This window comes from Thiohalocapsa sp., assembly GCF_022340605.1.
GTDB lineage: Bacteria > Pseudomonadota > Gammaproteobacteria > Chromatiales > Chromatiaceae > Thiohalocapsa.
In genome coordinates, this window is sequence record NZ_JAJDNQ010000009.1 from 37,149 (window position 1) to 61,107 (window position 23,959).

21 protein-coding genes and 1 tRNA gene are annotated in these 23,959 nt (G+C 68.9%); 12 read left to right on the forward strand and 10 right to left on the reverse strand.

The window, feature by feature from the left end; all coding sequences use genetic code 11:
* Positions 1–261: 261 nt before the first annotated feature.
* Positions 262–1,482 (reverse strand): PQQ-dependent sugar dehydrogenase, encoded by a 1,221-nt coding sequence (locus LJE69_RS00665; RefSeq protein WP_296920169.1) that lies wholly within the window; start codon positions 1,480–1,482, stop codon positions 262–264.
* A gap of 199 nt (positions 1,483–1,681) precedes the next feature.
* On the opposite strand from LJE69_RS00665, the gene LJE69_RS00670 reads away from it, so the two are divergent.
* Entirely contained in the window at positions 1,682–3,352 is a 1,671-nt protein-coding gene (locus LJE69_RS00670) for an alpha-amylase family protein (protein ID WP_296920172.1), read from the forward strand.
* Positions 3,353–3,525: 173 nt separating this feature from the next.
* On the opposite strand, the gene LJE69_RS00675 is transcribed toward LJE69_RS00670, so the two are convergent.
* From LJE69_RS00675 to LJE69_RS00685, 3 genes are read right to left on the reverse strand one after another with little or no spacing between them, the layout of a single operon-like run.
* Positions 3,526–4,758: a cyclopropane-fatty-acyl-phospholipid synthase family protein gene (locus LJE69_RS00675; RefSeq protein WP_296920175.1), complete on the reverse strand. Its 1,233-nt coding sequence runs from the start codon at positions 4,756–4,758 to the stop codon at positions 3,526–3,528.
* Complete coding sequence (locus tag LJE69_RS00680; protein ID WP_296920289.1) at positions 4,758–5,612, reverse strand: DUF1365 domain-containing protein; 855 nt, start codon at positions 5,610–5,612, stop codon at positions 4,758–4,760. Before LJE69_RS00680 ends, LJE69_RS00675 begins: the two co-directional genes overlap by 1 nt.
* Positions 5,612–6,949, reverse strand: a complete 1,338-nt coding sequence (locus LJE69_RS00685; RefSeq protein WP_296920178.1) for an NAD(P)/FAD-dependent oxidoreductase — start codon at positions 6,947–6,949, stop codon at positions 5,612–5,614. Before LJE69_RS00685 ends, LJE69_RS00680 begins: the two co-directional genes overlap by 1 nt.
* Before the next feature lie 208 nt (positions 6,950–7,157).
* On the opposite strand from LJE69_RS00685, the gene LJE69_RS00690 reads away from it, so the two are divergent.
* The 4 genes from LJE69_RS00690 to LJE69_RS00705 all read left to right on the forward strand — a co-directional run bounded on the left by LJE69_RS00690 (position 7,158) and on the right by LJE69_RS00705 (position 11,696).
* Positions 7,158–7,559, forward strand: a complete 402-nt coding sequence (locus LJE69_RS00690; protein ID WP_296920181.1) for a hypothetical protein — start codon at positions 7,158–7,160, stop codon at positions 7,557–7,559.
* Complete coding sequence (locus tag LJE69_RS00695) at positions 7,556–8,929, forward strand: hypothetical protein (protein WP_296920184.1); 1,374 nt, start codon at positions 7,556–7,558, stop codon at positions 8,927–8,929. The genes LJE69_RS00690 and LJE69_RS00695 overlap by 4 nt, the downstream gene beginning before the upstream one ends.
* A 233-nt stretch (positions 8,930–9,162) precedes the next feature.
* Positions 9,163–10,284, forward strand: coding sequence for a MoxR family ATPase (locus LJE69_RS00700; protein ID WP_296920187.1), 1,122 nt, complete (start codon positions 9,163–9,165; stop codon positions 10,282–10,284).
* Positions 10,285–10,289: 5 nt separating this feature from the next.
* On the forward strand, positions 10,290–11,696 hold the full coding sequence (locus LJE69_RS00705) for a VWA-like domain-containing protein (protein WP_296920190.1): 1,407 nt from the start codon (positions 10,290–10,292) through the stop codon (positions 11,694–11,696).
* A gap of 113 nt (positions 11,697–11,809) precedes the next feature.
* Here LJE69_RS00705 and yhbY read toward each other — a convergent pair whose 3' ends face one another.
* The 6 genes from yhbY to LJE69_RS00730 all read right to left on the reverse strand — a co-directional run bounded on the left by yhbY (position 11,810) and on the right by LJE69_RS00730 (position 15,741).
* Positions 11,810–12,115 (reverse strand): ribosome assembly RNA-binding protein YhbY, encoded by a 306-nt coding sequence (gene yhbY / locus LJE69_RS00710; protein ID WP_296920193.1) that lies wholly within the window; start codon positions 12,113–12,115, stop codon positions 11,810–11,812.
* Positions 12,116–12,226: 111 nt separating this feature from the next.
* Positions 12,227–13,225 carry a YhdH/YhfP family quinone oxidoreductase gene (locus tag LJE69_RS00715; RefSeq protein ID WP_296920196.1) on the reverse strand — a complete coding sequence of 333 codons (999 nt, stop codon included), beginning with the start codon at positions 13,223–13,225 and terminating at the stop codon, positions 12,227–12,229.
* 147 nt (positions 13,226–13,372) lie between these two features.
* Positions 13,373–13,609 (reverse strand): type II toxin-antitoxin system HicB family antitoxin, encoded by a 237-nt coding sequence (locus LJE69_RS00720; protein WP_296920200.1) that lies wholly within the window; start codon positions 13,607–13,609, stop codon positions 13,373–13,375.
* Positions 13,603–13,776 (reverse strand): type II toxin-antitoxin system HicA family toxin, encoded by a 174-nt coding sequence (locus LJE69_RS20905; RefSeq protein ID WP_367114603.1) that lies wholly within the window; start codon positions 13,774–13,776, stop codon positions 13,603–13,605. Before LJE69_RS20905 ends, LJE69_RS00720 begins: the two co-directional genes overlap by 7 nt.
* Before the next feature lie 157 nt (positions 13,777–13,933).
* Positions 13,934–15,457, reverse strand: coding sequence for a fumarate hydratase (locus LJE69_RS00725; RefSeq protein WP_296920203.1), 1,524 nt, complete (start codon positions 15,455–15,457; stop codon positions 13,934–13,936).
* Positions 15,454–15,741: a hypothetical protein gene (locus tag LJE69_RS00730; protein ID WP_296920206.1), complete on the reverse strand. Its 288-nt coding sequence runs from the start codon at positions 15,739–15,741 to the stop codon at positions 15,454–15,456. Before LJE69_RS00730 ends, LJE69_RS00725 begins: the two co-directional genes overlap by 4 nt.
* 171 nt (positions 15,742–15,912) lie before the next feature.
* Between LJE69_RS00730 and LJE69_RS00735 the strand changes: the two genes are divergently transcribed.
* The 7 genes from LJE69_RS00735 to pheT all read left to right on the forward strand — a co-directional run bounded on the left by LJE69_RS00735 (position 15,913) and on the right by pheT (position 23,827).
* A tRNA-Val gene (locus LJE69_RS00735) sits at positions 15,913–15,989 on the forward strand.
* A 179-nt stretch (positions 15,990–16,168) separates the two neighbouring features.
* Positions 16,169–18,082: a threonine--tRNA ligase gene (gene thrS, locus LJE69_RS00740; RefSeq protein ID WP_296920210.1), complete on the forward strand. Its 1,914-nt coding sequence runs from the start codon at positions 16,169–16,171 to the stop codon at positions 18,080–18,082.
* Positions 18,083–18,327: 245 nt separating this feature from the next.
* Positions 18,328–18,846, forward strand: coding sequence for a translation initiation factor IF-3 (gene infC, locus LJE69_RS00745; protein ID WP_367114604.1), 519 nt, complete (start codon positions 18,328–18,330; stop codon positions 18,844–18,846).
* 456 nt (positions 18,847–19,302) lie between these two features.
* A complete protein-coding gene (gene rpmI / locus LJE69_RS00750; protein WP_296920216.1) occupies positions 19,303–19,500 on the forward strand; it encodes a 50S ribosomal protein L35 in 198 nt (65 codons plus the stop codon).
* 15 nt (positions 19,501–19,515) lie between these two features.
* On the forward strand, positions 19,516–19,872 hold the full coding sequence (rplT, locus tag LJE69_RS00755; RefSeq protein ID WP_296920219.1) for a 50S ribosomal protein L20: 357 nt from the start codon (positions 19,516–19,518) through the stop codon (positions 19,870–19,872).
* 332 nt (positions 19,873–20,204) lie between these two features.
* On the forward strand, positions 20,205–21,239 hold the full coding sequence (pheS, locus tag LJE69_RS00760; RefSeq protein WP_296920222.1) for a phenylalanine--tRNA ligase subunit alpha: 1,035 nt from the start codon (positions 20,205–20,207) through the stop codon (positions 21,237–21,239).
* A 209-nt stretch (positions 21,240–21,448) separates the two neighbouring features.
* A complete protein-coding gene (gene pheT, locus LJE69_RS00765; protein WP_296920224.1) occupies positions 21,449–23,827 on the forward strand; it encodes a phenylalanine--tRNA ligase subunit beta in 2,379 nt (792 codons plus the stop codon).
* The last annotated feature ends 132 nt before the right edge of the window (positions 23,828–23,959 follow it).

The following is a 23,959-nucleotide window of genomic DNA, read 5'->3' on the forward strand; positions in this document are numbered from 1 at the left end:
AGCTTACGCGGCCAACCCGCATTGGGGCAATCATGGTTCCCCTGCTGGCACGTTCGGACGCCATGGGTTGCGCGGTAGGGTGATCGACGCGCGTGCCGGCACGGCGATTCCCGAGTCTCATGCGTCGACGCCGCCCGCCTGGTCGACCTCCGTCAGGCGTCTGCCGGAGGAAAGCAATTGGTCAACCAGCGCGAAGACGGCTCGCGGCGCGACGACAGCGGCATCCGCCGGGTGGCGGACCGGCAGCGCCAAAAAGTCCGATCAGTCCGGCACGATTCGCAACAACGCGCCGTTCGGCTCGTCGGTGAGCACATACAGCTCGCCATCCGGCCCCATGCGCAGGTCGCGCACCCGCTCGCCGATCCCGAGCTTCTCGATACCGACGATCCTGCCGTCTTCGAGGTCCAGCCGCTGGACCTCCCGGAACTTGAGGGCGCCGCTCATAAGGTCGCCCCGCCAGCGCGGGAAGCGCTCGCCGGTGTAGACCGTGAGGCCACTCGGCGCCTTCGACGGCGTCCAGACCACCAGCGGGGCGGTGACGTCCGGGCGTTCGGCCACGTCGGAGATGGGTGGCCCCCAGTACTCGATGCTGTAGGTGACCTCGGGCCAGCCGTAGTTGTGGCCGGCCTGGATACGGTTCAGCTCGTCCCCGCCTTGGGCACCATGCTCATTGGCGTAGACGGCGCCCGTGTCCGGGTCGCGGGTCATGCCCTGGATGTTGCGGTGGCCGAAGCTGTAGATCTCGGGCCTTGCACCGGCCCGGTGGGTGAAGGGATTGTCCGGCGGTGCCTTGCCTGTGTCGGTGAGCCTGACCACGGAACCGAAGTGGGTGCCGAGGTCTTGCGCCTGCTTGCGGATCACGTCGCCGTGGAAGGACACGGGTGGGTTGCCGCCGTCGCCGATGCTCATCAACAGCGTCCCGTCTGGCAGCCAGACCAGCCGCGAGCCGAAGTGCTGCCCGCCGGACTTCCAGTCGGCGTTGTGGAAGATCACCTCGGTGTTCAGTAGCCGCGTGGCCTGATCGTCCAGTCGGCCGCGGCCCAGCGCGGTGCGGTTCTTGTTCTCGTGGCCCTGGGCGAAGGTGAAATAGACGAGCCGGTTCCGCGCGAAGTCCGGGTGCAGTGCGATGTCCAGGAGGCCACCCTGGCCGCAGTCGGTGCAGATGTCCGGCAGACCGGCGATGGGCTCCGGCGCCAGCTCGCCGCCGCGCAGCAGCCGCAGCCGCCCGGGGCGCTCGGTGATGAGCGCGTCGCCGTTCGGCAGCCAGGCGATGGACCACGGGTGCACGAGGCCGCGGATGACTTCCTCGGCCCGCCAGCCCGTGGCGTCCGGCACGTCGGTGCCGGTGGGCTCGATGGAGCCTGCCGGGGCGGAGCAACCGGACACCAGGCCCGCCAGGGCGGCAGTGCCCAGGAGCCTTGCCCTGCGGCCGGCGCGGCTCGCGGTGGCAGCAGGAGGACGGTGATATCGATGGTGCTGCATGGACCTGGCTTCCTCGGGCTTGTGACGCTGGTTGGCCGACGCCGGGTCGGGTCGGGCCGGCTCCTGATGGGCGCTTTGACAACAGATCCGCTCGCGCCCGACGGTAAAGGCTTACATGGTATGCCCCGCCTGGCAGTCGCGCGGGCGGTTGGGCGCCCGCCCGTGAGACCATGTCGGGTCGCTGTTGGATGCATGGTAGGTGAAGTTTCCGATGCAGTTGTTGGTGGGCCTGCTCAGCATGGCGTTGAACGCGACCATCGTCGCCTTCGCTGCGCTGCTGCTCCTGGTTGCGAGCGGCGGCCTGGACTCGGACGACCCGGTGCCGGAGGATGACGACGTGCCCGCACCAGCGGTGGTTGTGGCCGCGTCCGACATGCCGCGCGATGTCGTGGTGGAACTGTTCGAATGGCGCTGGGACGACATTGCCGTGGAGTGCGAGACCTTTCTCGGCCCTCGGGGCTTCGCGGCCGTGCAGGTGTCTCCGCCCAACGAGCACCGGGTGGTGGCCGGCTACCCCTGGTGGCAGCGCTACGAGCCGGTGAGCTTCGCGCTCACCAGCCGCGGCGGCGATGAGAACGCCTTCGCGGACATGGTGCGCCGTTGCGCCGCCGCCGGCGTCGAGGTCTACGTGGATGCCGTCATCAATAACATGACGGGTCCGGCGCTGGCGGATGATCCACTTTGGGGCACCGGCAGCGCCGGCAGCCACTACGACTACTACGACTATCCGGGTCTGCTGCAGCAGGACTTCCACAGCCCCCGCTGCGCAGTTGCCGGGCGCTACGACAACCGCGCCGCGGTGCAGCGCTGCAACCTGCTGGGCCGCGCGGACCTGAACACCGAGGCCGACCCCGTGCAGAACCGTGTCGGCGCCTACCTGAATCGCCTGCTGGATCTGGGCGTGTCCGGCTTCCGCATCGATGCGGCCAATTACATGGCCTCCGGCGACATCGCCGGCATCCTGGCGCGGGTGGAGGGGCTACCCTTCGTCTACCAGGCGGTGGACGATGGCCCCGGCCAGGCGGTGCGGGCGTTGGAGTATCTCGGCAACGGCGCGGTTACCGAGCAGGACTACGGGCGACGGCTCGCGACGGCCTTTCGCAGCGGCAACATCGCCGAGCTGCGCAACATGCGGCCCGGCCTGGGGGCGGACGACCTGGTGCCGAGCGACCAGGCACTGGTGTTCGTGGACAGCCACGAGACCCGGCGCGCCCAGACTGCCGCGGGTCGCGGTGCGGATGCGATGCTGACGCCGGGCGACGGCGCCGTCTATGACCTCGCCAACGTCTTCATGCTGGCGTGGCCCTACGGCACGGCGCGGATCATGTCTGGCTACGACTTCTCGGATCCCAATGCCGGGCCGCCTTCGGCGGACGACGGCACCACGCTGCGGGTACACGGCCCCAACGGCCTCGGCTGCACGACGGCCTGGCGCTGCGAGCACCGCCGTGCGGCCATCGTCGGCATGGTCGGCTTCCGCAACCACACCGACGGCGCCAAGGTTGCGAACTGGTGGAGCGATGACGCAGGCGGGCGCATCGCCTTCGCCCGCGGCGAGCGCGGCTTCGTCGCCATCAACGCCACCGACGAGCCCATGCGCCAGTGGCTGCGCACCGGCCTGCCGGCGGGGCGCTACTGCAACGCCGTGGCGGCCCGGCTGGAGGATGGCAGGTGCCGGCCGGCGGAGCCGGCGAAGGCGGGCGATGCGGCAGCGACTGCTGCGCCGGCGGGCGCGTCAGGCGGTGCATCCGCGCCGGGCATCGAGGTCACCGTAGGCAAGGACACGAGCGCTACGTTCGAGCTGCCACCGCGCTCCGCCGCGGCGATCTACGTCGGCCTCCAGCCGACAGCCGATCCAGTGCCACGCTGAGCGCCCACTCCCACCGAGTCCGCGGGAGCGGCACGCTCGGTGCCGCGATCGGCAGCGTTCGCGCCACGCGACGACAGCCGCGAACGCCTACGCATGCACCAAGCACGGCCTTGCGCCACGGCGCACCGACAGACCCAGAATCAGCCTGACGGCGGCGCCGCGCCGGCGCCCGCTCAAGCCCCGGCCAGCGCCACTTGCATCACGTCGATGCGCCGGTCGCGGAAGCCCGCCTCGCAGTAGGACAGGTAGTAGCGCCACATGCGGATGAAGCGCTCGTCGTAGCCCAGCGCACGCACGGCCGGCAGCTCGGTCTCGAAGCGCTCGCGCCAGGCGGCGAGCGTGCGGGCGTAGTCCAGGCCGTGGAAGCTGCGCGCGACAACCCCGAGCCCGGCCTCGGCAGCGGCGGCGTCGAAGCGGCCCACCGTCGGCAGCATGCCGCCCGGGAAGATGTAATGCTGGATGAAGTCCGGGCTCGCCTTGTAGCCGTCGAACTCCGAATCCGCGATGGTGATGACTTGCAGCGCCGCGCGCCCGCCCGGTTTCAGGCAACGCTTCAGCATGGCCATATAGGCCGGCCAGTAGGCCTCGCCCACCGCCTCGAACATCTCGATGGAGACGATGTGATCGAAGCGCTCGGTGACATCGCGGTAGTCCTGGAGCCGGAATGCCAGCCGCTCCGCCAGCGCGCTGCCCGCGACGGCCGTCTCGGCCCAGGCGAGCTGCTCGCGCGACAGGGTGATGCCGGTGACCGCGAGCCCGGCGGATGCCGCGGTGCGGGCGAAGCCGCCCCAGCCGCAGCCCACCTCCAGCAGGTGCTGGCCGGGTGTCGCTTCCAGCAGACCTAGCAGGCGCCGGTACTTGTTGTGCTGGGCCTGTGCCAGGGTCTCCTCGGGCGTGTCGGCCTCGCGCTCGAACACGGCTGCGGAGTAGGTCATGCTCGGGTCCAGCCAGAGCCGGTAGAAGGCGTTGCCAAGGTCGTAGTGAGCCTCGATGTTGCGCCTGCTGCCGGCCTTGGTGTTGGCGCGCCGGCGGTGGCGGAACAGCGACGCGACCCGGTTCAGCCAGCTGCCCTCGAACACCTCCACCAGCGCATGCTGGTTGGCGGCAAGACAGTGCAGCAAAGCGGTGACATCCGGGCTGTCCCAGTCGCCGGCCATGTAGGATTCGCCGAGGCCGACGTGGCCGCGGGTGGCAATGCGCCGGGCGAAGCTGACGGGCTTCAGGAGCCGGATCTCGCCGCTCGGCCCAGCCTCGGTGCCGTGCATCTCGTGGCAGTGCTCGCCGATGCGGATGCGCAGGTGGCCGCGCAGGATGCGGTCGAACAGGTGCTGGAAGGGCTTGAGGCCGGGCAGGCGGGCGATCGGGCCGGCGGGCAGGGCCGCCTCTGCGCGTTTGGAATCGGACATCAGGTCACCTCCTGCTTCGGGAGCTCGGGTCTGGTGAAGAAGCGGGCGCCGCCGAGCCAGATCTTGAGCGCCTGCCAGTGGATGGCGAACACCACCTTGTAGGTCATCACCGGCATCTGCCGGAAGGCGCGCCGCAGCGCCGCGTCGCTCAGCGGCTCGCCGTCGCCGGTCTGGGTCGCCACCAGCTTGAGCCGGCCGTGCTCGTCGAACTGGCGAATCACCACCGCGAGCTTAGCGCCGGGCGCGGACAGCCGGAAGCGGTAGCCGCCCTGCATGTCCATGAGCGGCGAGACATAAAAGCACTTGAGCTTCTCGGCGCGCAGCGGCCAGGCGATGGGCCGGCCGTCGTCGTGCAAGAGATAGCTGTGATGCTCGCCGAAGGTGTTGTTGACCTCGGCGATGACAGCCCGCAGCTGGCCGTCGGCGTGCTCGCAGTACCAGAGGCTGAGCGGATTGAAGCCGTACCCCAGGACGCGCGGAAAGCACAGGAGCCGGATGCGGCCGCCGTCCAGGTGGATGCCCTGGCTCGCCAGCACCCGCTCCGCCCAAGGTCTGAGCGCCGTGCCGTCGCGGGGGCCGTGGTCGCGCGGATCGAAGCGGAAGATCTGCGGGCGCAGCAAACCCGCCAGGAAGCCACGGGGTGGCCCAACGGCCAGGCGCTGCGGGACTCGTTCTAACGCGTCCACATCCAACAGCACGCTGAACACCCGGTACTCGAAGCGGTAGCGCACCGGGAACAGTCGCCGGTGCATGACCCGGGTGAAGAAGATCCGGTGCCCCGATTCCTGCGAACGGGCATCCGCCCTGGCGGCCGTGTCCGCGGCGACTGGCTTCTGGCCGTTATCGTGCCGCATCACGCGGGTGCCCCGGCCGGTGCGGGCTCGGCCAGCGGGCCGACGGCGGCCGGGAGCTCATCGTTGCCGGTGAGCCAGCCGGTGTCGACGCCGAGCCGTTCGGCCACGTCCACGGCGGAGCGCAGCGCGTCCTCGTGGAAACCGTAGCCGAAATAGCTGCCGCAGAAATAGAGTCGGTCGACGCCCTGAATACGATGCAGCTCGCGCTGCGCGTTCATCGCCGCCTGGTCGAAGACCGGGTGGTCGTAGGTGGTCTCGGCGATCACCTTGGCGGGGTCCGGCTCAATGAGAGGGTTCAGCGACACCAGGTAGTCGCGGCTGGTCTCGAGGCCCTGGAGCTTGTTCATCCAGTAGGTGACCGACACCGCCCGGCCGCCGTCGGGGTTCTCGGCGGCCAGGTAGTTCCAGGCCGACCAGACCACCCGGCGCCGGGGCATCAGGTTGGTGTCGGTGTGCAGGATGGTGCGGTTGGGCTGGTAGCGGAAGCGGCCCAGCAGCCGCGCCTCGTCCGCCGTCGGCTCCGCCAGCAGCCGCAGCGTCTGATCCGCGTGGCAGGCGAGCACCACCTGGTCGGCGTCGATGGTGCGTCCGGACGCCAGCTCCACCTGCACGCCGGCTTCGCGCCTGCGCACCGCGACGGCGGCGTCGCTGACCATGCGCTCGGGTCCGAGGTCCGCGGCGATGCGCCTGACGTAGCGCTGGCTGCCGCCGGCGACGCTGCGCCACACGGGCCGCTCCAGCGGATGCAGCAGCCGGTGGTTGTTGAAGAAGCGGGCCAGGCTCTCCGCCGGGAAGGCCAGCATGGTGTCCGTCGGGCACGACCAGATGGCCGAGGCCATGGGCAGCAGGTAGTGGTCGCGGAACGCATCGCTCAGGCCCTCGCTGGTGAGGAACTCACCGAGGCTCCGGCCATCGAACCCGGAGTCTCTGAGACATTGTTTGCAGCGCGCGTTGAAGCGGAAGATGTCCACGAGCATCCGCAGAAACCGCGGGCTTAACGCATTGCGGCGCTGTGCAAAAATCGTGCTTAGGCTATCGCCGGCGTACTCGAGTCGCCCGGGACCGATGGATGCGGAGAAGGACATGTCCGAGTCGCGTGTGCCGACGCCGAGGCGCTCGAACAGCCGCACCAGCAGCGGGTAGTTGCGTACGTTGTAGACGATGAAGCCGGTGTCCACCGGGACCTTGCGGTCGCCTTCGTCCACCTCGACGGTGTTGGTGTGGCCGCCGAAGTAGCCGTTCTTCTCGACCAGCGTCACCTGGTGACGATGGGACAGCAACCAGGCGGAGGCGAGGCCGGCAATGCCGCTGCCGACGACACAGATACGATCAGTCATTGGAGCAGGTTCGCGGGGGGCTTGTTCAGGTTTCGTCCGGGGGGCGTCTCGCAAGATCTGGACAAGACGCCCGCGAATCAACATCGCCGGCGCTGCGAGCGACGTGGCCGGCCATTGTCCGCGACTCATATGCTGCGGGGTGGCCCGCCTGAGCGCCGGGCCAATAGCACGGCCGGCGCGTTCAGCCGCGCCGCCGGCGGAGACTACCATGCCGGCCTGCGCACCGTTGGCCCCACTGATCCGGCAACCAATCGAGGCCGCCGGCGAGGCGACCCGCCGGCTGGCCGCCCGCATCCGCGCCCACGCGCCGCGCTTCGTCTTCACAGGCGCCGGCTGCCGCACGGAATCCGACATCCCCGACTGCCGCGACGAGCACGGCCGCTGCAAGGGCGCCGTGCCCATCCGCTACCAGCCCTTTGTCCGCGACCCGGCCGCGCGGCGGCGCCACTGGGTGCGGCACTTCGCCGGCCGGCCGCGGGTGGCCGCGGCCGCGCCCAGCGCCACCTACCGTACACTGGCGGCGCTGGAAACGCGTGGCCTGATCGCGCACTCGACGCCGGCCGCCCGGTCGGGAACAATCGACCATCAACCCAGGGGGACACTGCGATGACACAAATCCGGATCAAGAGCAGCCGCCCGCGGCTGATGCCGAGCCTGAAGCCGCAGCCGATGCGCCCGGTGGTGCCCCATCAGCCGCTGACCCACCACGAGATCCTGACCCTGATCGCGCCTTTCAGCCGCCGCGGGCTGCACGCCGACATGGCCGCGAGCCGGCGCGATGAGCGGGTGCTGTGCTTCAAGGCGCAGGAAGTGCCCGCCGACGCGGACTGCCCGGTTCCGCTCACCATGCACCTGCGGCTGGAGGCGACCCAGGACGTGAGCAGAACCGGCAAGCACCGGCTGGTGCGCCTCGTGCGCGACGCGAGCGGGCTCGAATCCAGCCTCATCGCCGACGGCAAGGACCTGGAGAAGCTGCTGGAGCAACTGGACCAGGTGCCGGTGCGGCGGCAGTTCGCGGTGCACGCGGGGGTGCCGACGGCACGCAGCTATGTGCTTGAATCCGTTGCCGAATTGGAGCAGCGTGGCCGCGCCGGCAGTGCACGCCGGGTCGCCCGCACCGTCGGCGGCCGGCTGCTGCAGAAGCTCCAAGCGCAGTGGCAGCACCGCCGCAGTCGTAAGCCGGCGGGGTGGCGCAAGCGCCTGCCATGGCGGAAGGCGCGTGGCGAGGCGGTGCCCGTGCCCACCGCGGCTACTGGGCCAGCACCGGTGGCGCTGGACGACGACCTCCTCATCGACACCGTGGACGGTCCGCTGCGTCCGGTGATCGTCGCCGGTGCCGCCCGCATCGGCCCGGTGGACCTGGAGCTCAAGGCCGAGCGCTTCAACGGCCTGCCGGCGGAGCTCAAGCTCAGTACCGATGCCGGCGGCAAGCTGAAAATCCCCGAGGATCTGCTCGCCGTCATCGGCTGGAAGCACCGCCCGCTGCGGAAAATCGTCAGCTATTGGCGGGGCGCCATCCGCGTGGCGCCCAATGAGCCGGCGCGCACGCCGAACATCGAGCGCGAGCTCGGCCGCACCGTCACGCACCTGGCCGAGACCCTGGCGGAACCGCCTGCGCGCTTCCACCAGCGCCACGCCGGCGCGCGCTGGCGGGTGGCGTACCAGCGCGCGGTGCCCTTGTTGATCCTGGTGGCCATCTCGGCCGCGTCGCCCGGCATCCGCTACCTGGACATGGCGGACGGCTCCATCCTCAAGCTCTTCATCTTCCACGCGCCGCCGCTGATGCTGCTGAGCTTCTTCATGATGCGGGAGATGCCGCGCTTCGAGATCCCGCCGCTGCCGCGGCCGCTGGTGTACCGTGAATGGTTCCAGCACGTGGCGGACAAGCAGGCGCCGCCGCCAGCGCCAGCCCTGGCCGCGGCGAATGCCGACCGCTTCGACGACGACTTGAGGCGACGCTCTGCCGAGGCCGAGGGCTAGCGCTTCGCTGCGGAAATTCCGAAACCGTGCTCCCTCGTTGTCGTTGTCGTTGTCGTTGTCGTTGTCGTAATCGGAGTCGTCATCGAATATCCGCGCGGTTGAGATCACGACAACGATTACGACCTACGATGCGCTCGATTTCGGCGTTGCGAGCAATGCTTCCATAGTTTCGAAGCGTGCCCGCCATCCCGAGCCACCGGCGACCACCATCATCAACCTGAGGGGACAGATTTTTGCAAGGCAACCCGATGAATATTCCGCCGGTGTCGATCGCGGCGGTGAAGGATGCGCTCATCGAGCAATACGCGGATCCGCTGCTGCGGCGGCGGGCATCCATGCTCTGGGGCACCCGCGGCGTCGGCAAGTCGTCGGTGGTGCGGCAGGTGGCCGAGCACTTCGATGTGCCATTGGTTGACCTGCGGCTCACCACCATCGAGCCCGTGGACATCCGCGGCGCCATCTACGCCGACGATCAGCAGTCCAAGACGGTCTGGTTCCCGCCGGAGTTTCTGCCGGGCGGCGAGCAGCCCGACGGCATCCTGTTCCTGGACGAGCTGACGGCGGCGGATCAGCGCCTGCAGATCTCCGCCTACTCGCTGATCCTGGACCGGCGCGTCGGCAACTACCGCCTGCCGGACGGCTGGCAGGTGATCGCCGCCGGCAACGCCGCCTTCCATGGTGCCGTCAGCCACGACATGGGCACGGCGCTGGCTGATCGCATGTTCCACTTCAACGTGCAATCGGTCATCGACGCCTTCCTCGACTACGCGCTCGCCCACGACTTTGCGCCGGAGGTGATGGCCTACCTCAAGGTCCGCCCCGACAAGCTCGACGACACCGCGAGCCAGCTCGCCAACGATCACCTCGTCGGCGCCAGCCCCCGCGGCTGGGAGGACATCTCCAGCGTGCTCAAGTCGGCGCTTTCCGAGGCCGGCAAGCGCGTCTTCGTGCAGGGGCGCATCGGTGCCGCCAACGCGGCGGAGTTTTTCGGCGTGCTGCGCGAGATCCAGGCCGGCACCGACGTCCTGAAGCTGCTGGAGGCAGAGCCGGGCGAGGACACCGCGGTGCTGCTGCCCACCAGTCTGGACGGCCTCTACGGCATGCTCTACGCGCTGCTGGCGGCGGCCACCGACGAGGTGCGCATGGGCCGGGCGCTCGCCATTCTGGACCAGCTCCCGGACGTGCAGAGCGACGCGCCGCTGCCCATCCGCGAGGTGCAGACGCTGGGCATGGAGCTGTTGTTCCAGCGCGCGCTGGAGCGTGGCCTGGAGGGCGCAGTACTGTCGAGCGCTGCCTACCGGCGCTACACCGAGGCGCGCGAGGCTGGGCGACAGGCTGGGCGGCAGGCGGCCTGAGCGCCGTGTCCGACACCGGCCGCCATCCGTCCGCCGTCTACGAGCACCGCGGCACCCCCGCGGTGCAGCGCATGGTGGAGTACGCCCCGTCCACGGGCGGGCTCGCGCTCTGGATCAGGCACGTGGACGCCGCGCCGGAGGGCGACATCGATTTCGTCACCGCGAACGACGGCGCCAGCATCTTCTACGGCCCGGCGTTCGACGACCTGCCGCTCATGGTGCAGACGGGCCTGGTGGCCCACCAGGTGCTGCACGTGGCCCTGCGGCACCCGCAGCGCATGGCCGAGCTGCAACGCCTCACCGGCGACGTGGACCCCGAGCTCTACAACATTTGCGCCGATGCCATCGTCAACAGCACCCTGTCGCACCTGACCTGGCTGGAGCTCCCCGATGGCTCGGTGTTCCTGGAGGACCTGCTGGCCGCGGCGCTGCACCGTACCGAGGAGAGCCCGGAGAAGGCGCTGCTGGAGTGGGACGTGGAGCGCCTGTATCGCCTGGTGGACGACCGCCGCAGCGGCTCCGGCGGCACCGGCAAGCGCCGCGGTGGGCGCGGCGGGCGCCAGGACGACAAGGGCAAGAGCAGCGGCGGCGAGGACGCCGAGCAGGGCCGGGGCCAGCCCAAGGAAGACGGTCCGCGTGCCGCCCGGGTGCGGCATGTCTCGGGCCACATCCTGCGCGACCTGCTGCCGGCCGCCGATGCCGAGCACCCGGAGGCCGAGGCCGAGCGCTCCCGCGAGTGGCACGAGCGCATCACCCGCGCCCATGCCGGCGACGGCCTGCACTCCATGCTGCGAGCCCTGCTGGCCGACCTGCCGAAGGTGCGCACACCGTGGGAGCAACTGCTCCGCACCCAGCTCGCGCGCGGGCTGTCCATGCAGCCGGAGCTGTCCTGGTCGCGGCCGTCGCGATCCTACCTCGCGAATCGTGGCCGAGTGGGGAGCAGGGCAAGCGGGCGCACCGGCAGCCGGTCCGGGCAGGGCACTGGCATGCGCATGCCCTGGGAGCCCGGGCGCGCCTCATCCAGCGCGGTGGCGCGCCTCGCGGTGCTGGTAGACGTGTCGGGCTCCGTGGACGACACGTTGATGCACCGGTTTGCCGCCGAGGTGGAGGCCATCAGCCGCCGCCTGGAGGCGCTCGTACTGGTGGTCATCGGCGACGACAAGGTGCGCGACGTGCGTACCTTCGAGCCCGGCCGCTCCAATCTGCGGGACGTCAAGTTCGAGGGCCGGGGCGGTACCGACTTCACGCCGTTACTGGAGGAGGCCCAGCGCCACGACCCGGACATGGCCGTATTCCTTACGGACCTCGATGGCCGCGTCGACTACTGCCCGTCCTTCCCGGTGCTCTGGGCCGTGCCCGCCGAGGCCGCGCACATGCAGGCGCCCTTCGGCCGCAAGCTGGTCCTGGAGTAGCCCCGGGGGCGCCGACTTTCAGATTGGCGCGTCGCACCTGGGGGCGCCGACTTTCAGTCGGCCCCAGCCGCCGTCAGGCGGCTTAGCGCGCCAGGCGGCTCAATGCGATGAAGTCAACCTGGCAACCGTATCGGCTCCTTGAGCTCCGGATTGGCGCGATACAGCACCGCGACATTCCCGATGCGCTGCACCAGCGCCGCACCGGTCTCCTCGACTATGGTGCGCACCTGCGCATCCCGTCCGTCGCGGTCGCCACCGTTCACGCGCACCTTGATCAGCTCATGGTGCGACAGCGCCAGCCCGATCTCGGCCAGCACCGGCTCGGTGAGCCCGGCGGCACCGAGCAGCACCACGGGCTTGAGATGATGCGCTAGCTGCTTCAGCGCCCGGCGCTGTTGGTTGTTCAGGTGTGTTGTCATGTGCTCTGGCTCTGGGGGTGTGGGAGCGGCGCTCTTGGTGTGGGAGCGGCACGCTCGGTGCCGCGACGGGTGCCCGATCGCGCCACGAACAGCAGTGGCGCTCCCACGCGCTCAGCCGGCTGCCGTGGGCTGCACCAGCACACGCCCATGCGTGCGACCGGCGAGCATGCGCTCGAACACCTCCGGCAGGGCCTCCAGCGCGACCTCACCGCCAAGCAGCCGCTCGGGCTCGTCAACCCGCCAGTCTGTGGCAAGGTGGCGCCACAGCTCGGTCCGCAGCGGCATTGGGACATGCACCGAGTCGCAGCCGAGCAGCGACACGCCGCGCAGGATGAAGGGCATGACGGTGGTGTGCAGCTCGCCGCCACCGGCGAGCCCGATGCTGGCGATGTTGCCATAGGGCACCACGGTACGGGTGATGCGCGCGAGCATGGCGCCGCCGACGTTGTCCACCGCGCCGCCCCAGGTGGCCTTCTCCAGTGGGCGGTCGCCGCCAGGCAGCGCGTCGCGGCCGAGGATCTGCGTTGCGCCGAGGTCCGTCAGCCAGTCGTGCAGCTCCGGCTTGCCGGACACCGCGGTTACCTCGAAGCCCAGCTTGGCGAGGATAGCAATGGCGACTGACCCGACGCCGCCGCTGGCGCCGGTCACCAGGATCGGCCCCATGTCCGGCCGCTGATCGTTCTGCAACAACCGATGCACCGCCAGCGCCGCCGTGAAGCCGGCGGTGCCGAGCAGCATGGCGGTGCGGGTATCGAGCCCCTCCGACACCGCCACCAGCCAGTCGCCGGGCACACAGAGGTACTCCGCGTAGCCGCCGTCGTGGTCGAAGGCCATGCCGTGACCGGTGGCGATGACGGTATCGCCCGGCTTGAAATCCTCGTGCTCGGAGCGCTCTACGACCCCGGCCGCATCGATGCCGCCGATGATGGGGAAGCGGCGGATTACCTTGCCCTTGCCGGTGCCGCCGAGGGCGTCCTTGTAATTGACGCTGGCGTAGTCCACCCGCAGCAGCACTTCGCCAGCGGCGGGCTCGGGCAGGTCGATGGTCTCGATGCCGGCGCGATGCCCGGCCTCGTCGTGGTGGATACGGAAGGCGCGATGGGTCGGCATGGGCTCCCCCTTGTCTGTGGCTCGGCCGGCGCGCGGCGCCGGCGGGGCCGCAGTATGCCGGATCGCCGACGCCGATGCCGGCCGCGCTCGCGCGCTCACGGCACCGCGAGCGCGCTCGTGACATTCGCAGACAGCCTGGATAGAGGCTTACGCCGCTTCAACGACGAGCCTGTGCCGACGTGTCGGGGCGGGCAGCGCCAGCTTGGCAAGGCTTTCGAGATGAAGGTCCAGGGCCTCACAGGCGTTGGCGAAGGCGTCGGGCAGCGTGTCGCCGCTCGTGACGATTTCGGGGATGTCCGGGAAGTCGACGATGTAGGCGGGCTCTCTTGCCTGGTAGCTGATGGAGAAGACGTAGTCTCGGTACACGTGGCTAGTGGTCAGCATAGGTTGAGGATCCTGGCCAGTTTGCGGATGTCTGCCGGGTGGCAATGCTTGCGGCCACCATGCGGGCGGACGAGGGTGAGAAGCCTTCCGTCTGAATGATGGTAGGTGCAATGACTGCCGCGGCGGTTGAACAGCACAAATCCCTCGAACTGAAGGAATGCCTCCACTTCGTCAAAACGGATATCCGGCGCACCGGCTCACAGTCGCGTCCGCAGCTTGTCGCGCTTCGTCATGGGTTCCGACGCCAGGCGCGTCCCGCCGAGGCGCTCCGCCGGGCACGCCTTGCCTCGTTGCGCGAGATCCGGTGTGCGCGGACGGGCAGCGTCACTCCACCACCACCGGAATCTTCCCGATTCGCGAGCGCCACTCCGCCGGTCCTGTCTCATGCACGGCGTTGCCGCGGCTGTCCACGGCGACCGTGACGGGCATGTCGTGGACCTCGAGCTCGCGGATGGCCTCCATCCCCAAGTCCTCGAAGGCGACGAGGCGCGAGGACTTAATGGCCTTGGCGACAAGGTAGGCCGCGCCGCCGACGGCCATCAGGTACACCGCGCCGTGGCGCTTGATGGCCGCGATGGCCGCCGGGCCGCGCTCGGCCTTGCCGATCATGCCGATGAGGCCGGTCTCGGCCAACAGGTGGTCGGTGAACTTGTCCATGCGCGTGGCGGTGGTGGGGCCGGCGGGGCCGACCACCTCGTCCCGCACCGGGTCCACGGGACCGACGTAGTAGATGAAGCGGTTGGCGAGATCGACGCCCTCGGGCAGCGGCTCGCCGCGGTCGAGCAGGTCTTTGATACGCTTGTGGGCGGCGTCGCGGCCGGTGAGCAGCTTGCCGGAGAACAGGAGCCGCTCGCCGGGCCGCCAGCTGGTGATGTCCTCGCGCGTGAGACCGTCCAGGTTCACGCGGCGGGCGCCGGCGGTGGGGTCGTGGTCCAGGTCGGGCCAGTCCCTGAGGCTCGGCGGCGTGAGCTGCGCCGGGCCGGAGCCGTCGAGGGTGAAGTGGATGTGCCGGGTGGCGGCGCAGTTGGGGATGATGGCCACCGGCAGCGAGGCGGCGTGGGTCGGAAAGGTCTTGACCTTCACGTCCAGCACCGTGGTCAGGCCACCCAGGCCCTGGGCGCCGATGCCGAGCGCATTGACCTTCTCGAACAGCTCCAATCGCAGTGCTTCGACGGCGTCAGCCGGTCCACGCGCCTTCAGCTCGTGGATGTCGATGTCCTCCAGCAGTGCCTCCTTGGCCAGCAGCATCGCCTTCTCGGCGGAGCCGCCGATGCCGATGCCGAGCATGCCGGGCGGGCACCAACCGGCGCCCAGAGAGGGCACCGTTTTCAGCACCCAGTCCACCAGGCTGTCGCTCGGATTCAGCACGGCGAAGCGGGCCTTGTTCTCGGAGCCGCCGCCCTTGGCGGCGATGCGCACCTCGAGCTTGTCCCCCGGCACCAGCTCCACGTGCAACATGGCTGGCGTGTTGTCGCCGGTGTTCTTCCGTGCGCCGATGGGGGGCGACACCATCGATGCCCGCAGTACGTTGTGCTCGTGGGTGTAGGCACGGCGCACGCCCGCATCGACCATCTGTTGCAGGCCCATGTCGGCGTCCCAGCGCAAGTCCATACCCACCTTCAGGTAGGCGACGACCATGCCGGTGTCCTGGCAGATGGGCCGGTGGCCCTCGGCGCACATGCGCGAGTTCACCAGGATCTGCGCCATGGCGTCCTTGGCGGCGGGCGATTCCTCGGCCTCGTAGGCCCTGGACAGCGCGTGAATATAGTCCGGCGGGTGGTAGTAGCTGATGTATTGCAGTGCGTCTTCGATGCTCTGAATGAGGTGCTCTTGTCGGAGTAAGGTCATAGATGGGTCTCAGTCGCCTTCTCGATCGCCAAGCCGGGTCCTGAGCCGGGCCAGGGCGGCTTCGGCCTCGCGGGCACGGCGCTCGGCGGCGGCGCGGGCCTCCGCCTCGGCGTCGGCGCGCCGTGATTGTTCCATTCGTAGTGGATGTCGGACTCGAAGTAGTACTCCCGCCAATAGGTGTGCTCGGAGACGTAGCGGCCGTCGGCGGACACGGGTTCCGCCTGCTCCGTCGGGCTGACGGGGCCGTCGCCGTCGGGCGGCCGGGCGATGGCGCTGCTGGACATGGCGTACACCTCCGCAAGGCGTTGTTTGGACAAAAGCCTACTACGTCGCTCGGGGCCTTGCATCCGTGCGGCTGCACGGGGGTAGGGGTGGGAGCCGGGGTGGGGTGCGCAGAAAAATGCACACTGACCGTTGCAGGCGGAAGCCGGCCCTGTCTATAATGCACGGCTTACAGGCGCGTAGCTCAGTTGGTTAGAGCACCACCTTGACATGGTGGGGGTCGGTGGTTCGAGTCCACTCGCGCCTACCAACACGCGGGCCGCCAGCCTCCAGGGGCTTGGCGGCTTTTGTTTTTCAGGTCCGGCCAGGGCATCGAGCTTGTCGTCCGCAGCGGCGGCCCGAGATGTCGTAAGAACGATGTCGTGACGACGAACTTGAATCACGCGATCCCTCGTATCGATCGCCACTGAAGCAGTTGAGGCAGCAGCCATGCCGCAGATCACCCTCCCCGACGGCTCCATCCGCAGCTTCGATGCACCGGTCACGGTGCAGGACATCGCCGCGAGCATCGGCACCGGGCTCGCCAAGGCGACCCTCGCCGGGCGCGTGAACGGCCGTCTGGTGGACGCATCCCATCTGGTGGAGAGCGACGCGCAGGTTGCCATCGTCACGTCCCGTGACGAGGACGCGCTGGAATTGCTGCGCCACGACGCCGCGCACGTCATGGCCCAGGCGGTGCAGGAGCTCTATCCCGGCACCCAGGTGACCATCGGCCCTGCCATCGAGAACGGCTTCTACTACGACTTCGCCCGCGACGAGCCCTTCACGCCGGAGGACCTCACGGCCATCGAGCAGCGCATGCACGAAATCGTGAAGCGCGACCTGCCGATCCAGCGCGAGATCTGGGACCGCGAGGAGGCCAAGCGCGTCTTCGACGAGTTGGGCGAGACCTACAAGGTCCAGATAATCGAAGACATCATCCCCGTGGGCGAGGAGGTCTCGGTCTATCGCCAGGGCGAGTGGTTCGACGTCTGCCGAGGCCCGCACCTGCCCAGCACCGGCAAGCTGGGCCAGGGCTTCAAGCTCATGAAGCTGGCCGGCGCCTACTGGCGCGGCGACTCCAACAACGAGATGCTCCAGCGCATCTATGGCACCGCCTGGCGCGACAAGAAGGAGCTCAAGGCCTATCTCCACCGCCTCGAGGAGGCCGAGAAGCGCGACCACCGCAAGCTCGGCAAGCAGCTCGACCTGTTCCACTTCCAGGAAGAGGCCCCGGGCATGGCCTTCTGGCACCACAAGGGCCGGGTCATTTATCGGGAAGTCGAGCGCTACATGCGCGAGAAGCTGGAGGAGTACGGCTACCAGGAGGTGGAAACGCCGCAGGTGCTGGACCGCTCGCTGTGGGAGCGCTCCGGGCACTGGGAGAAGTTCGCGGACGACATGTTCACGACCCACCTGGACGACCACGACTTCGCCATCAAGCCGATGAACTGTCCGGGGCACATCCAGCTCTTCAACCAGGGGCTGAAGAGTCACCACGACCTGCCGCTGCGCATCGCGGAGTTTGGCGTCGTGCACCGCAACGAGCCATCCGGGACGCTGCACGGCCTGATGCGCGCGCGCCGCTTCACCCAGGACGACGCGCACGTGTTCTGCACCGAGGAGCAGCTCCAGGCGGAGGTCTCGACGCTCATCGACATGGTGTTCGAGACCTACCGGGACTTTGGCTTCGACAGCATCGAGCTGGCACTGTCGCTGCGGCCCGACAAGCGCGTCGGCAGCGACGCGCTCTGGGACAAGGGCGAGGCGGCGCTGGAGCAGTCACTGCGCGACAAGGGGCTGGAATTCAAGGTGAAGCCCGGGGAGGGCGCCTTCTACGGGCCGAAGATCGAGTTCACGCTGCACGACAGCATCGGCCGCGCCTGGCAGTGCGGCACCATCCAGGTGGACTTCTCGATGCCGGGCCGGCTCGACGCCCACTACATTGCCGAGGACAACAGCCGCCAGGTGCCGGTGATGATCCACCGCGCCATCCTGGGATCGATGGAGCGCTTCATCGGCATTCTCATCGAGCACTATGCCGGGGTTATGCCGGTTTGGCTCGCGCCGGTTCAGGCGGTGGTCATGAATATCACCGACCGCCAGGCGGACACCGTGCGCGAGGTCACTAAGGTGCTGCGCGACAAGGGATTCCGCGTGGAGCTCGACTTGAGGAACGAGAAGATCGGCTATAAAATCCGCGCCCACACGCTGCAACGGGTACCCTACCTGCTGGTGGTAGGCGACCGCGAGGTGGAGCAGGGGCAGGTGGCCGTCCGCGACCGTACGGGACAGGATCACGGCGCCATGTCCATCGATGCCTTCATCGAGACGCTGGACGCTGCGGTTGCGAGCCGTGCCTGACGAGACATGCTCCTGACGGCCATGCGCCGGAGGGGCCGCGGTGGGGCTGCCGCTTCTCGTGACGCGGCCGTTGGCGCGCTCACCGCGACCATTGCCGGGCGCCTGCGGGTGCCCAATCTGGTGGTCGTGCAACCCGGTGGCGGTCTGCCAGACTATGTCGCAGCTATTTGTAACCCGCGTTCGGCAGCCGCCTGCGCCGCGCCGGATGCGTGCCGAGACCTTGTTCCGGAAGGAGGAGCCTAGCTATCGCTGCACCAAAACGTAACCGCGTCAACGAAGAGATCACGGCCCCGGAGGTCCGGCTGATCGGCGCGGATGGAGACCAAATCGGCGTCGTCGACCTGCGCGCTGCAAGAGAGCGGGCCGAGGCGGAAGGGCTTGACTTGGTGGAGATCGTGCCGACTGCCGAGCCGCCGGTCTGCCGACTCATGGATTTCGGTCGCTTCCTGTTCGACCAGAAGAAAAAGAAATCCGAGGCGCGCAAGAAGCAGAAGCAGGTACAGGTCAAGGAGGTCAAGTTCCGGCCGGGCACCGACATCGGCGATTATCAGGTCAAGCTGCGCAACCTCACGCGCTTCCTCAACGAGGGCGACAAGGCCAAGGTCACCATGCGGTTCCGTGGCCGCGAGCACGCCCACCGCGAGCTGGGTCTGGAACTGCTGCGGCGCGTGGAGAGCGATCTCGCCGAGATCAGCACCGTTGAGCAGCAGCCGCAGATGGAGGGGCGGCAGATGGTCATGGTCCTGAGTCCACGCAAGAAGTAGCGCCAGACCAGAGTTTGGGCCAGCGTTTGGACTGCTCCGGTGACGGCACCAAGAACAAGGTGAACGTTCGCGGGGTGGACCAGCGGAACGACTGTGAACGTATTCGGTGTAGGTCGGGTTAGCGCAGCGTAACCCGACGCGGGGCGCCAGTAAGCCGTTGATTGTCGGGTCACGCTATCGCTAACCCGACCCACGATGCTGGGCCAGTCTGCATCCGCGGCATTTCAGTTGTTTCTGACTCGTTCCGAAGCGGCGTCAGCGCAGCACGAGCGGGGGCCGCCGAACCGGCGGCCGTTTCCGCATGGCGGCGCGGCACTCGCTGCGATCGCCCACAAAGTCCGCAGGCAACGCGGCACCACAACCAGCGGCGACCGGGTAAGGGCTTCCGGTTCGCCGTAACCAACGACGACCCGCCAATGGTCACACCCGGCGGGTCCGAACACGGAGACCAAGCAAATGCCCAAGATCAAGACCAACCGCGGCGCGGCCAAGCGCTTCGCCCGCACCGCCTCCGGCGCCTTCAAGCGCATTGCCTCGCATCGGCGGCACATCCTCACCAAGAAGAGCACCAAGCGGAAGCGCCATCTGCGCGCCGCCCACATGCTCCACAAGGCCGACGTGCGTGCCGCGCGTCGCATGATCCCATACTGCTAGCCGGAGTCCCTTCCCATGCCACGAGTCAAACGCGGCGTTACCGCCCACGCCCGTCACAAGAAGGTGCTGCAGGAGGCCAAGGGCTACTACGGTGCCCGCAGCAAGGTCTTCCGCGTCGCCAAGCAGGCGGTCATCAAGGCCGGCCAGTACGCCTATCGTGACCGGCGCCAGCGCAAGCGGCAGTTCCGGGCGCTGTGGATCCAGCGCATCAACGCCGCCGCGCGCATGAACGGTCTGTCCTACAGCCGCTTGATGGACGGCCTGAACAAGGCCGGCATCGACATGGACCGCAAGGTGCTCGCCGAGATCGCCTATCACGACGACGCCGCCTTCGCCGCCATCGCCGAGCAGGCCAAGGCCGCACTGGCCTGACCGGCAGCCGCTGACTGACCGCTGCTACCAGCCGCTGCCGGCCGCGGGCCTCCGCCCGCGCCGGCCCGCGGCGCACGCCAGCTCATCGGTATATCCGCCCGGCACTTCCGGGAGCAACGTGTGTCGCCCGTGAGGGCGAAGTCGGTGCCGGTGGCCGGACCATGTCGTGAGCCGTTGTGCCGAGCCTGCGAGGCCCAAAGCCAACGCCGAAGTCCGCCGCGCCCGGCTTCGCGAGCCATGCGCCCCGCCGCCTGCTGCTGCGCCTCCTTGTCCACCGCGTTGGGCCTTTTGCGTCGGCCCGACCTTCAGCCTGAGCCCTATTCGACACCACCATGAGCGACGGCAACGCACCCGACCTCGATGCACTGCATCGAGCTGCCATGGCGGCAATAGCCGCCGCTGACGACCTCGCGGCACTGGACCGGGTGCGCGTGGATTACCTCGGCAAGAGCGGTCAGCTCACCGCCCAGCTCAAGGCCCTGGGGGCGCTGCCGAAAGAGGAGCGACCCGCGGCCGGTCAGGCCATCAACCGCGCCAAGGCTGCGTTGCAGGAGGCCATTGACGCGCGCAAGACGGCGCTGGAGCAGGCGGCGTTGAATGCGCGGCTCGTCGGCGAGCGCGTCGACGTGACCCTGCCCGGTCGCGGCCAGCGCAGCGGTGCCGCACACCCCGTCACGCGCACGCTGGAGCGTATCGAGCAGCTCTTCGCCAATGCCGGCTTCAGCGTGGAAGAAGGCCCCGAGGTCGAGGACGAGTACCACAACTTCGAGGCGCTCAACATACCGGCGCACCATCCTGCCCGGGCCATGCACGACACCTTCTACTTCCCGGACGGGCGGCTGCTGCGCACCCACACCTCGCCAGTGCAGATCCGCGTCATGGAGCACCGCGAGCCGCCGTTCCGGGTGATCGCGCCAGGGCGGGTCTACCGCTGCGACTCGGACCTGACCCACACACCCATGTTCCACCAGGTGGAAGGCTTTCTGGTGGACGAGCGGGCCACCTTCGCGGACCTCAAGGGCGTGCTCTACGATTTCCTGCGCAACTTCTTCGAGGACGACGCGCTGAAGCTCAGGTTCCGGCCGTCGTACTTCCCGTTCACCGAGCCGTCCGCCGAGGTGGACGTGCAGTGCGTCAAGTGCGGTGGTGCCGGCTGCCGGGTATGCAAGCAGAGCGGCTGGCTGGAGGTGCTGGGCTGCGGCATGATCCACCCGGCGGTGCTCGGCCATGTGAACATCGACGCCGAGCGCTGGCTTGGCTACGCGTTTGGCATGGGCGTCGAGCGACTGGCCATGCTGCGCTACGGCATCGACGACATCCGCCTCTATTTCGAGAACGATTTGCGCTTCTTGCGGCAGTTCGGATAAGCGGCTGCAGTGGATGCGATGCGCTGATGGGTGCGGATTCCCCAGCGCCGGAACCAAGCAACGCTGCAAAAGACGCTGCTCGTTGTCGCTGTCTTTCTTGCGCGGATAGTCGATTACGACAACGAAATAGCCTCGACACCTTGTTCAAGCGTCGCGGAGTCAGGGACTGAGTCGTTTCCGCGGCGTTTATCATCATCGGAGACCGATCCATGCGCTTCAGCGAAGCCTGGCTGCGCGAATGGGTGGACCCACCGCTGGACACCCACGCCCTTGCCGACCAACTCAGCCTGTCCGGGCTGGAGGTGGACGCCATAGAGCCGGCGGCGCCGGCCTTCAGCGGCGTCGTGGTGGGCCACGTGCAAGCGGTGGAGCCGCATCCCAACGCCGAGAAGCTGCGCGTGTGCCAGGTGGACGTGGGCGGCGACGAGCCCGTCGGCATCGTCTGCGGCGCCGCCAACGTGGCCGCCGGGCAGCGGGTGCCGGTGGCCACCGTCGGTGCGCGGCTGCCGGGCGATTTCAAGATCAAGCGGGCCAAGCTGCGCGGGGTCGAGTCCCTCGGCATGATCTGCTCCGTCGCCGAGCTCGGCCTAGCCGAGAGCGCCGACGGCATCATGGTGCTGCCGGCGGGCGCGCCGGTGGGCGAAGACCTGCGCGCCTACCTGGCGCTGGACGACCACTGCATCGAGCTGGACCTGACCCCGGACCGCGCCGACTGCCTCAGCGTCGCCGGCGTCGCCCGCGATGTCGGCGTGCTGAACCGGGTGGACCTGCGCGCGCCGCGGATCGAGCCGGTGGCACCCGCCAGCGAGGACGTGGTGCCGGTGGATCTTGCGGCCCCCGATGCCTGCCCGCGCTACCTGTGCCGGGTGGTGCGTGGCGTGAACGCGGCCGCGCCGACGCCGCTGTGGATGCGAGAGCGCCTGCGCCGCAGCGGGCTTCGGCCCATCAGCGTCGCCGTGGACGTCACCAATTACGTGCTGCTGGAGCTGGGCCAGCCCATGCACGCCTTCGACCTCGCCAAGCTCGACGGCGGCATCGTCGTGCGCATGGCGAGTGACGGCGAGGAACTGGCCCTGCTGAACGGCGAGAGCGCCTCGCTGCGTGCGGATACCCTGGTCATCGCCGACCGGCAGCGTCCGGTGGCCCTCGCCGGCGTCATGGGGGGTGCCGACAGCGCCGTAGGCGCCGACACTCGGGACATCCTGCTGGAGAGCGCCTTCTTCGCCCCCGAGGCTATCAGCGGCAAGGCGCGCAGCTATGGGCTGCACACCGATTCCTCGCATCGCTTCGAGCGGGGCGTAGACCCGACCCGCTGCATCACCGCCATGGAGCGCGCCACCGCGCTGCTGCTGGACATCGCCGGCGGCAAGCCCGGCCCGGTGACAGCGACGGAGTCCGACGCCCACCTGCCGCCGCCGCGCGAGATCCTGTTGCGCCGCGACCGCATCGCCCAGGTGCTCGGCCTCGACTTCGATGATGCCGCCGTTGCGGACATCCTGGGACGCCTCGGCATGGCGCTCACCGAGGCCGACGGCGGGTGGCTGGTGACGCCGCCGCCGAGCCGCTTCGACGTGCTGCTGGATGTGGACCTCATCGCCGAGCTGGGCCGCGTGCACGGCTACGACCGCATCCCGGTGACCCACGCCCGCTCCGCGGCGGCTACCCGTGCCCCATTGGAAATGGCCTATGACCCGGTGCGCTCGCGCCGCCTGCTGCTGGACCGGGGCTACTTCGAGGCCGTCACCTACAGCTTCGTGAGCCCCGAGCTGCAGGCGCTGGTGGATCCGGAGCAACCGCCGCTGGCCCTGGCCAACCCGCTCTCGGCGGAGCTGTCGGTGATGCGCACCGGCCTATGGCCCGGCCTGCTTCAGGCGTTGCGGCAGAACCTGGCACGGCAGCAGAACCGCGTGCGGCTGTTCGAGTCGGGCCTGCGCTTCCGGCCGGAGGGCGAGGTGCTGCACCAGGAGCCCATGCTCGCCGGTGCGATCGTGGGTCCGGTGCTGCCGGAGCAATGGGGTGCGTCCGCCCGCAACGCGGACTTCTTCGACTTGAAAGCGGACGTGGAGGCGCTGCTGGCCATCGCCGGCTGCGCGGACGGGGTCGTCTTCGTACCCGCCACCCATCCGGCGCTGCATCCGGGGCAGACCGCGCGCGTCGAGCGGGCTGGAAGCACCGTGGGCTGGCTCGGCAGCATTCACCCGTCGCTGGCGGCGCGGCTCGACCTCCCCGCGGACGTGCAACTGTTCGAGCTTGCCACGGGCGGCCTGGGTAACGGCCCGCGGCCCACCTTTGCGCCCTTGTCCAAGTTCCCTTCGATCCGCCGGGACCTCGCCATCGTGGTGGACGAGACAGTCGCCTTCCAGGCCGTGGAGCGCATTGTCCGCGCTGCCGCCGGGGAACTGCTGCGCGATCTGATGCTGTTCGACGTGTATGTCGGCGAGAAGGTAGATTCGGGACGAAAAAGCATGGCTTTGGGATTGATTCTACAGGCGACTTCTCAGACACTTACCGACGATGAGGTGGCGGCTGTCGTGGCTCGCGTGCTCGCCGAACTGCGCACCGAGCTCAACGCCGAGTTGCGCACCTGAGATGCGGCCGGTATGGCCCCGGTGGGCGGCGCCGGCGGAAGCCGGGTGTACGCTCGAGCGGCAACGCGGGAGTGACCAGCGCGTGCACCCGGGCGCGGTTTGACCGAGAGATTCACCCGGGAAGCTTGCTCA

Bases quoted from the DNA above. Each gene is read 5' to 3' on its own strand.
- LJE69_RS00665 (WP_296920169.1), bottom strand. From the start codon at position 1,482: ATGCAGCACCATCGATATCACCGTCCTCCTGCTGCCACCGCGAGCCGC.
- LJE69_RS00675 (WP_296920175.1), bottom strand. From the start codon at position 4,758: ATGTCCGATTCCAAACGCGCAGAGGCGGCCCTGCCCGCCGGCCCGATC.
- LJE69_RS00680 (WP_296920289.1), bottom strand. From the start codon at position 5,612: ATGCGGCACGATAACGGCCAGAAGCCAGTCGCCGCGGACACGGCCGCC.
- LJE69_RS00685 (WP_296920178.1), bottom strand. From the start codon at position 6,949: ATGACTGATCGTATCTGTGTCGTCGGCAGCGGCATTGCCGGCCTCGCC.
- LJE69_RS00690 (WP_296920181.1), top strand. From the start codon at position 7,158: ATGCCGGCCTGCGCACCGTTGGCCCCACTGATCCGGCAACCAATCGAG.
- LJE69_RS00695 (WP_296920184.1), top strand. From the start codon at position 7,556: ATGACACAAATCCGGATCAAGAGCAGCCGCCCGCGGCTGATGCCGAGC.
- yhbY (WP_296920193.1), bottom strand. From the start codon at position 12,115: ATGACAACACACCTGAACAACCAACAGCGCCGGGCGCTGAAGCAGCTA.
- LJE69_RS00715 (WP_296920196.1), bottom strand. From the start codon at position 13,225: ATGCCGACCCATCGCGCCTTCCGTATCCACCACGACGAGGCCGGGCAT.
- LJE69_RS00720 (WP_296920200.1), bottom strand. From the start codon at position 13,609: ATGCTGACCACTAGCCACGTGTACCGAGACTACGTCTTCTCCATCAGC.
- LJE69_RS00725 (WP_296920203.1), bottom strand. From the start codon at position 15,457: ATGACCTTACTCCGACAAGAGCACCTCATTCAGAGCATCGAAGACGCA.
- LJE69_RS00730 (WP_296920206.1), bottom strand. From the start codon at position 15,741: ATGTCCAGCAGCGCCATCGCCCGGCCGCCCGACGGCGACGGCCCCGTC.
- thrS (WP_296920210.1), top strand. From the start codon at position 16,169: ATGCCGCAGATCACCCTCCCCGACGGCTCCATCCGCAGCTTCGATGCA.
- rpmI (WP_296920216.1), top strand. From the start codon at position 19,303: ATGCCCAAGATCAAGACCAACCGCGGCGCGGCCAAGCGCTTCGCCCGC.
- rplT (WP_296920219.1), top strand. From the start codon at position 19,516: ATGCCACGAGTCAAACGCGGCGTTACCGCCCACGCCCGTCACAAGAAG.
- pheS (WP_296920222.1), top strand. From the start codon at position 20,205: ATGAGCGACGGCAACGCACCCGACCTCGATGCACTGCATCGAGCTGCC.
- pheT (WP_296920224.1), top strand. From the start codon at position 21,449: ATGCGCTTCAGCGAAGCCTGGCTGCGCGAATGGGTGGACCCACCGCTG.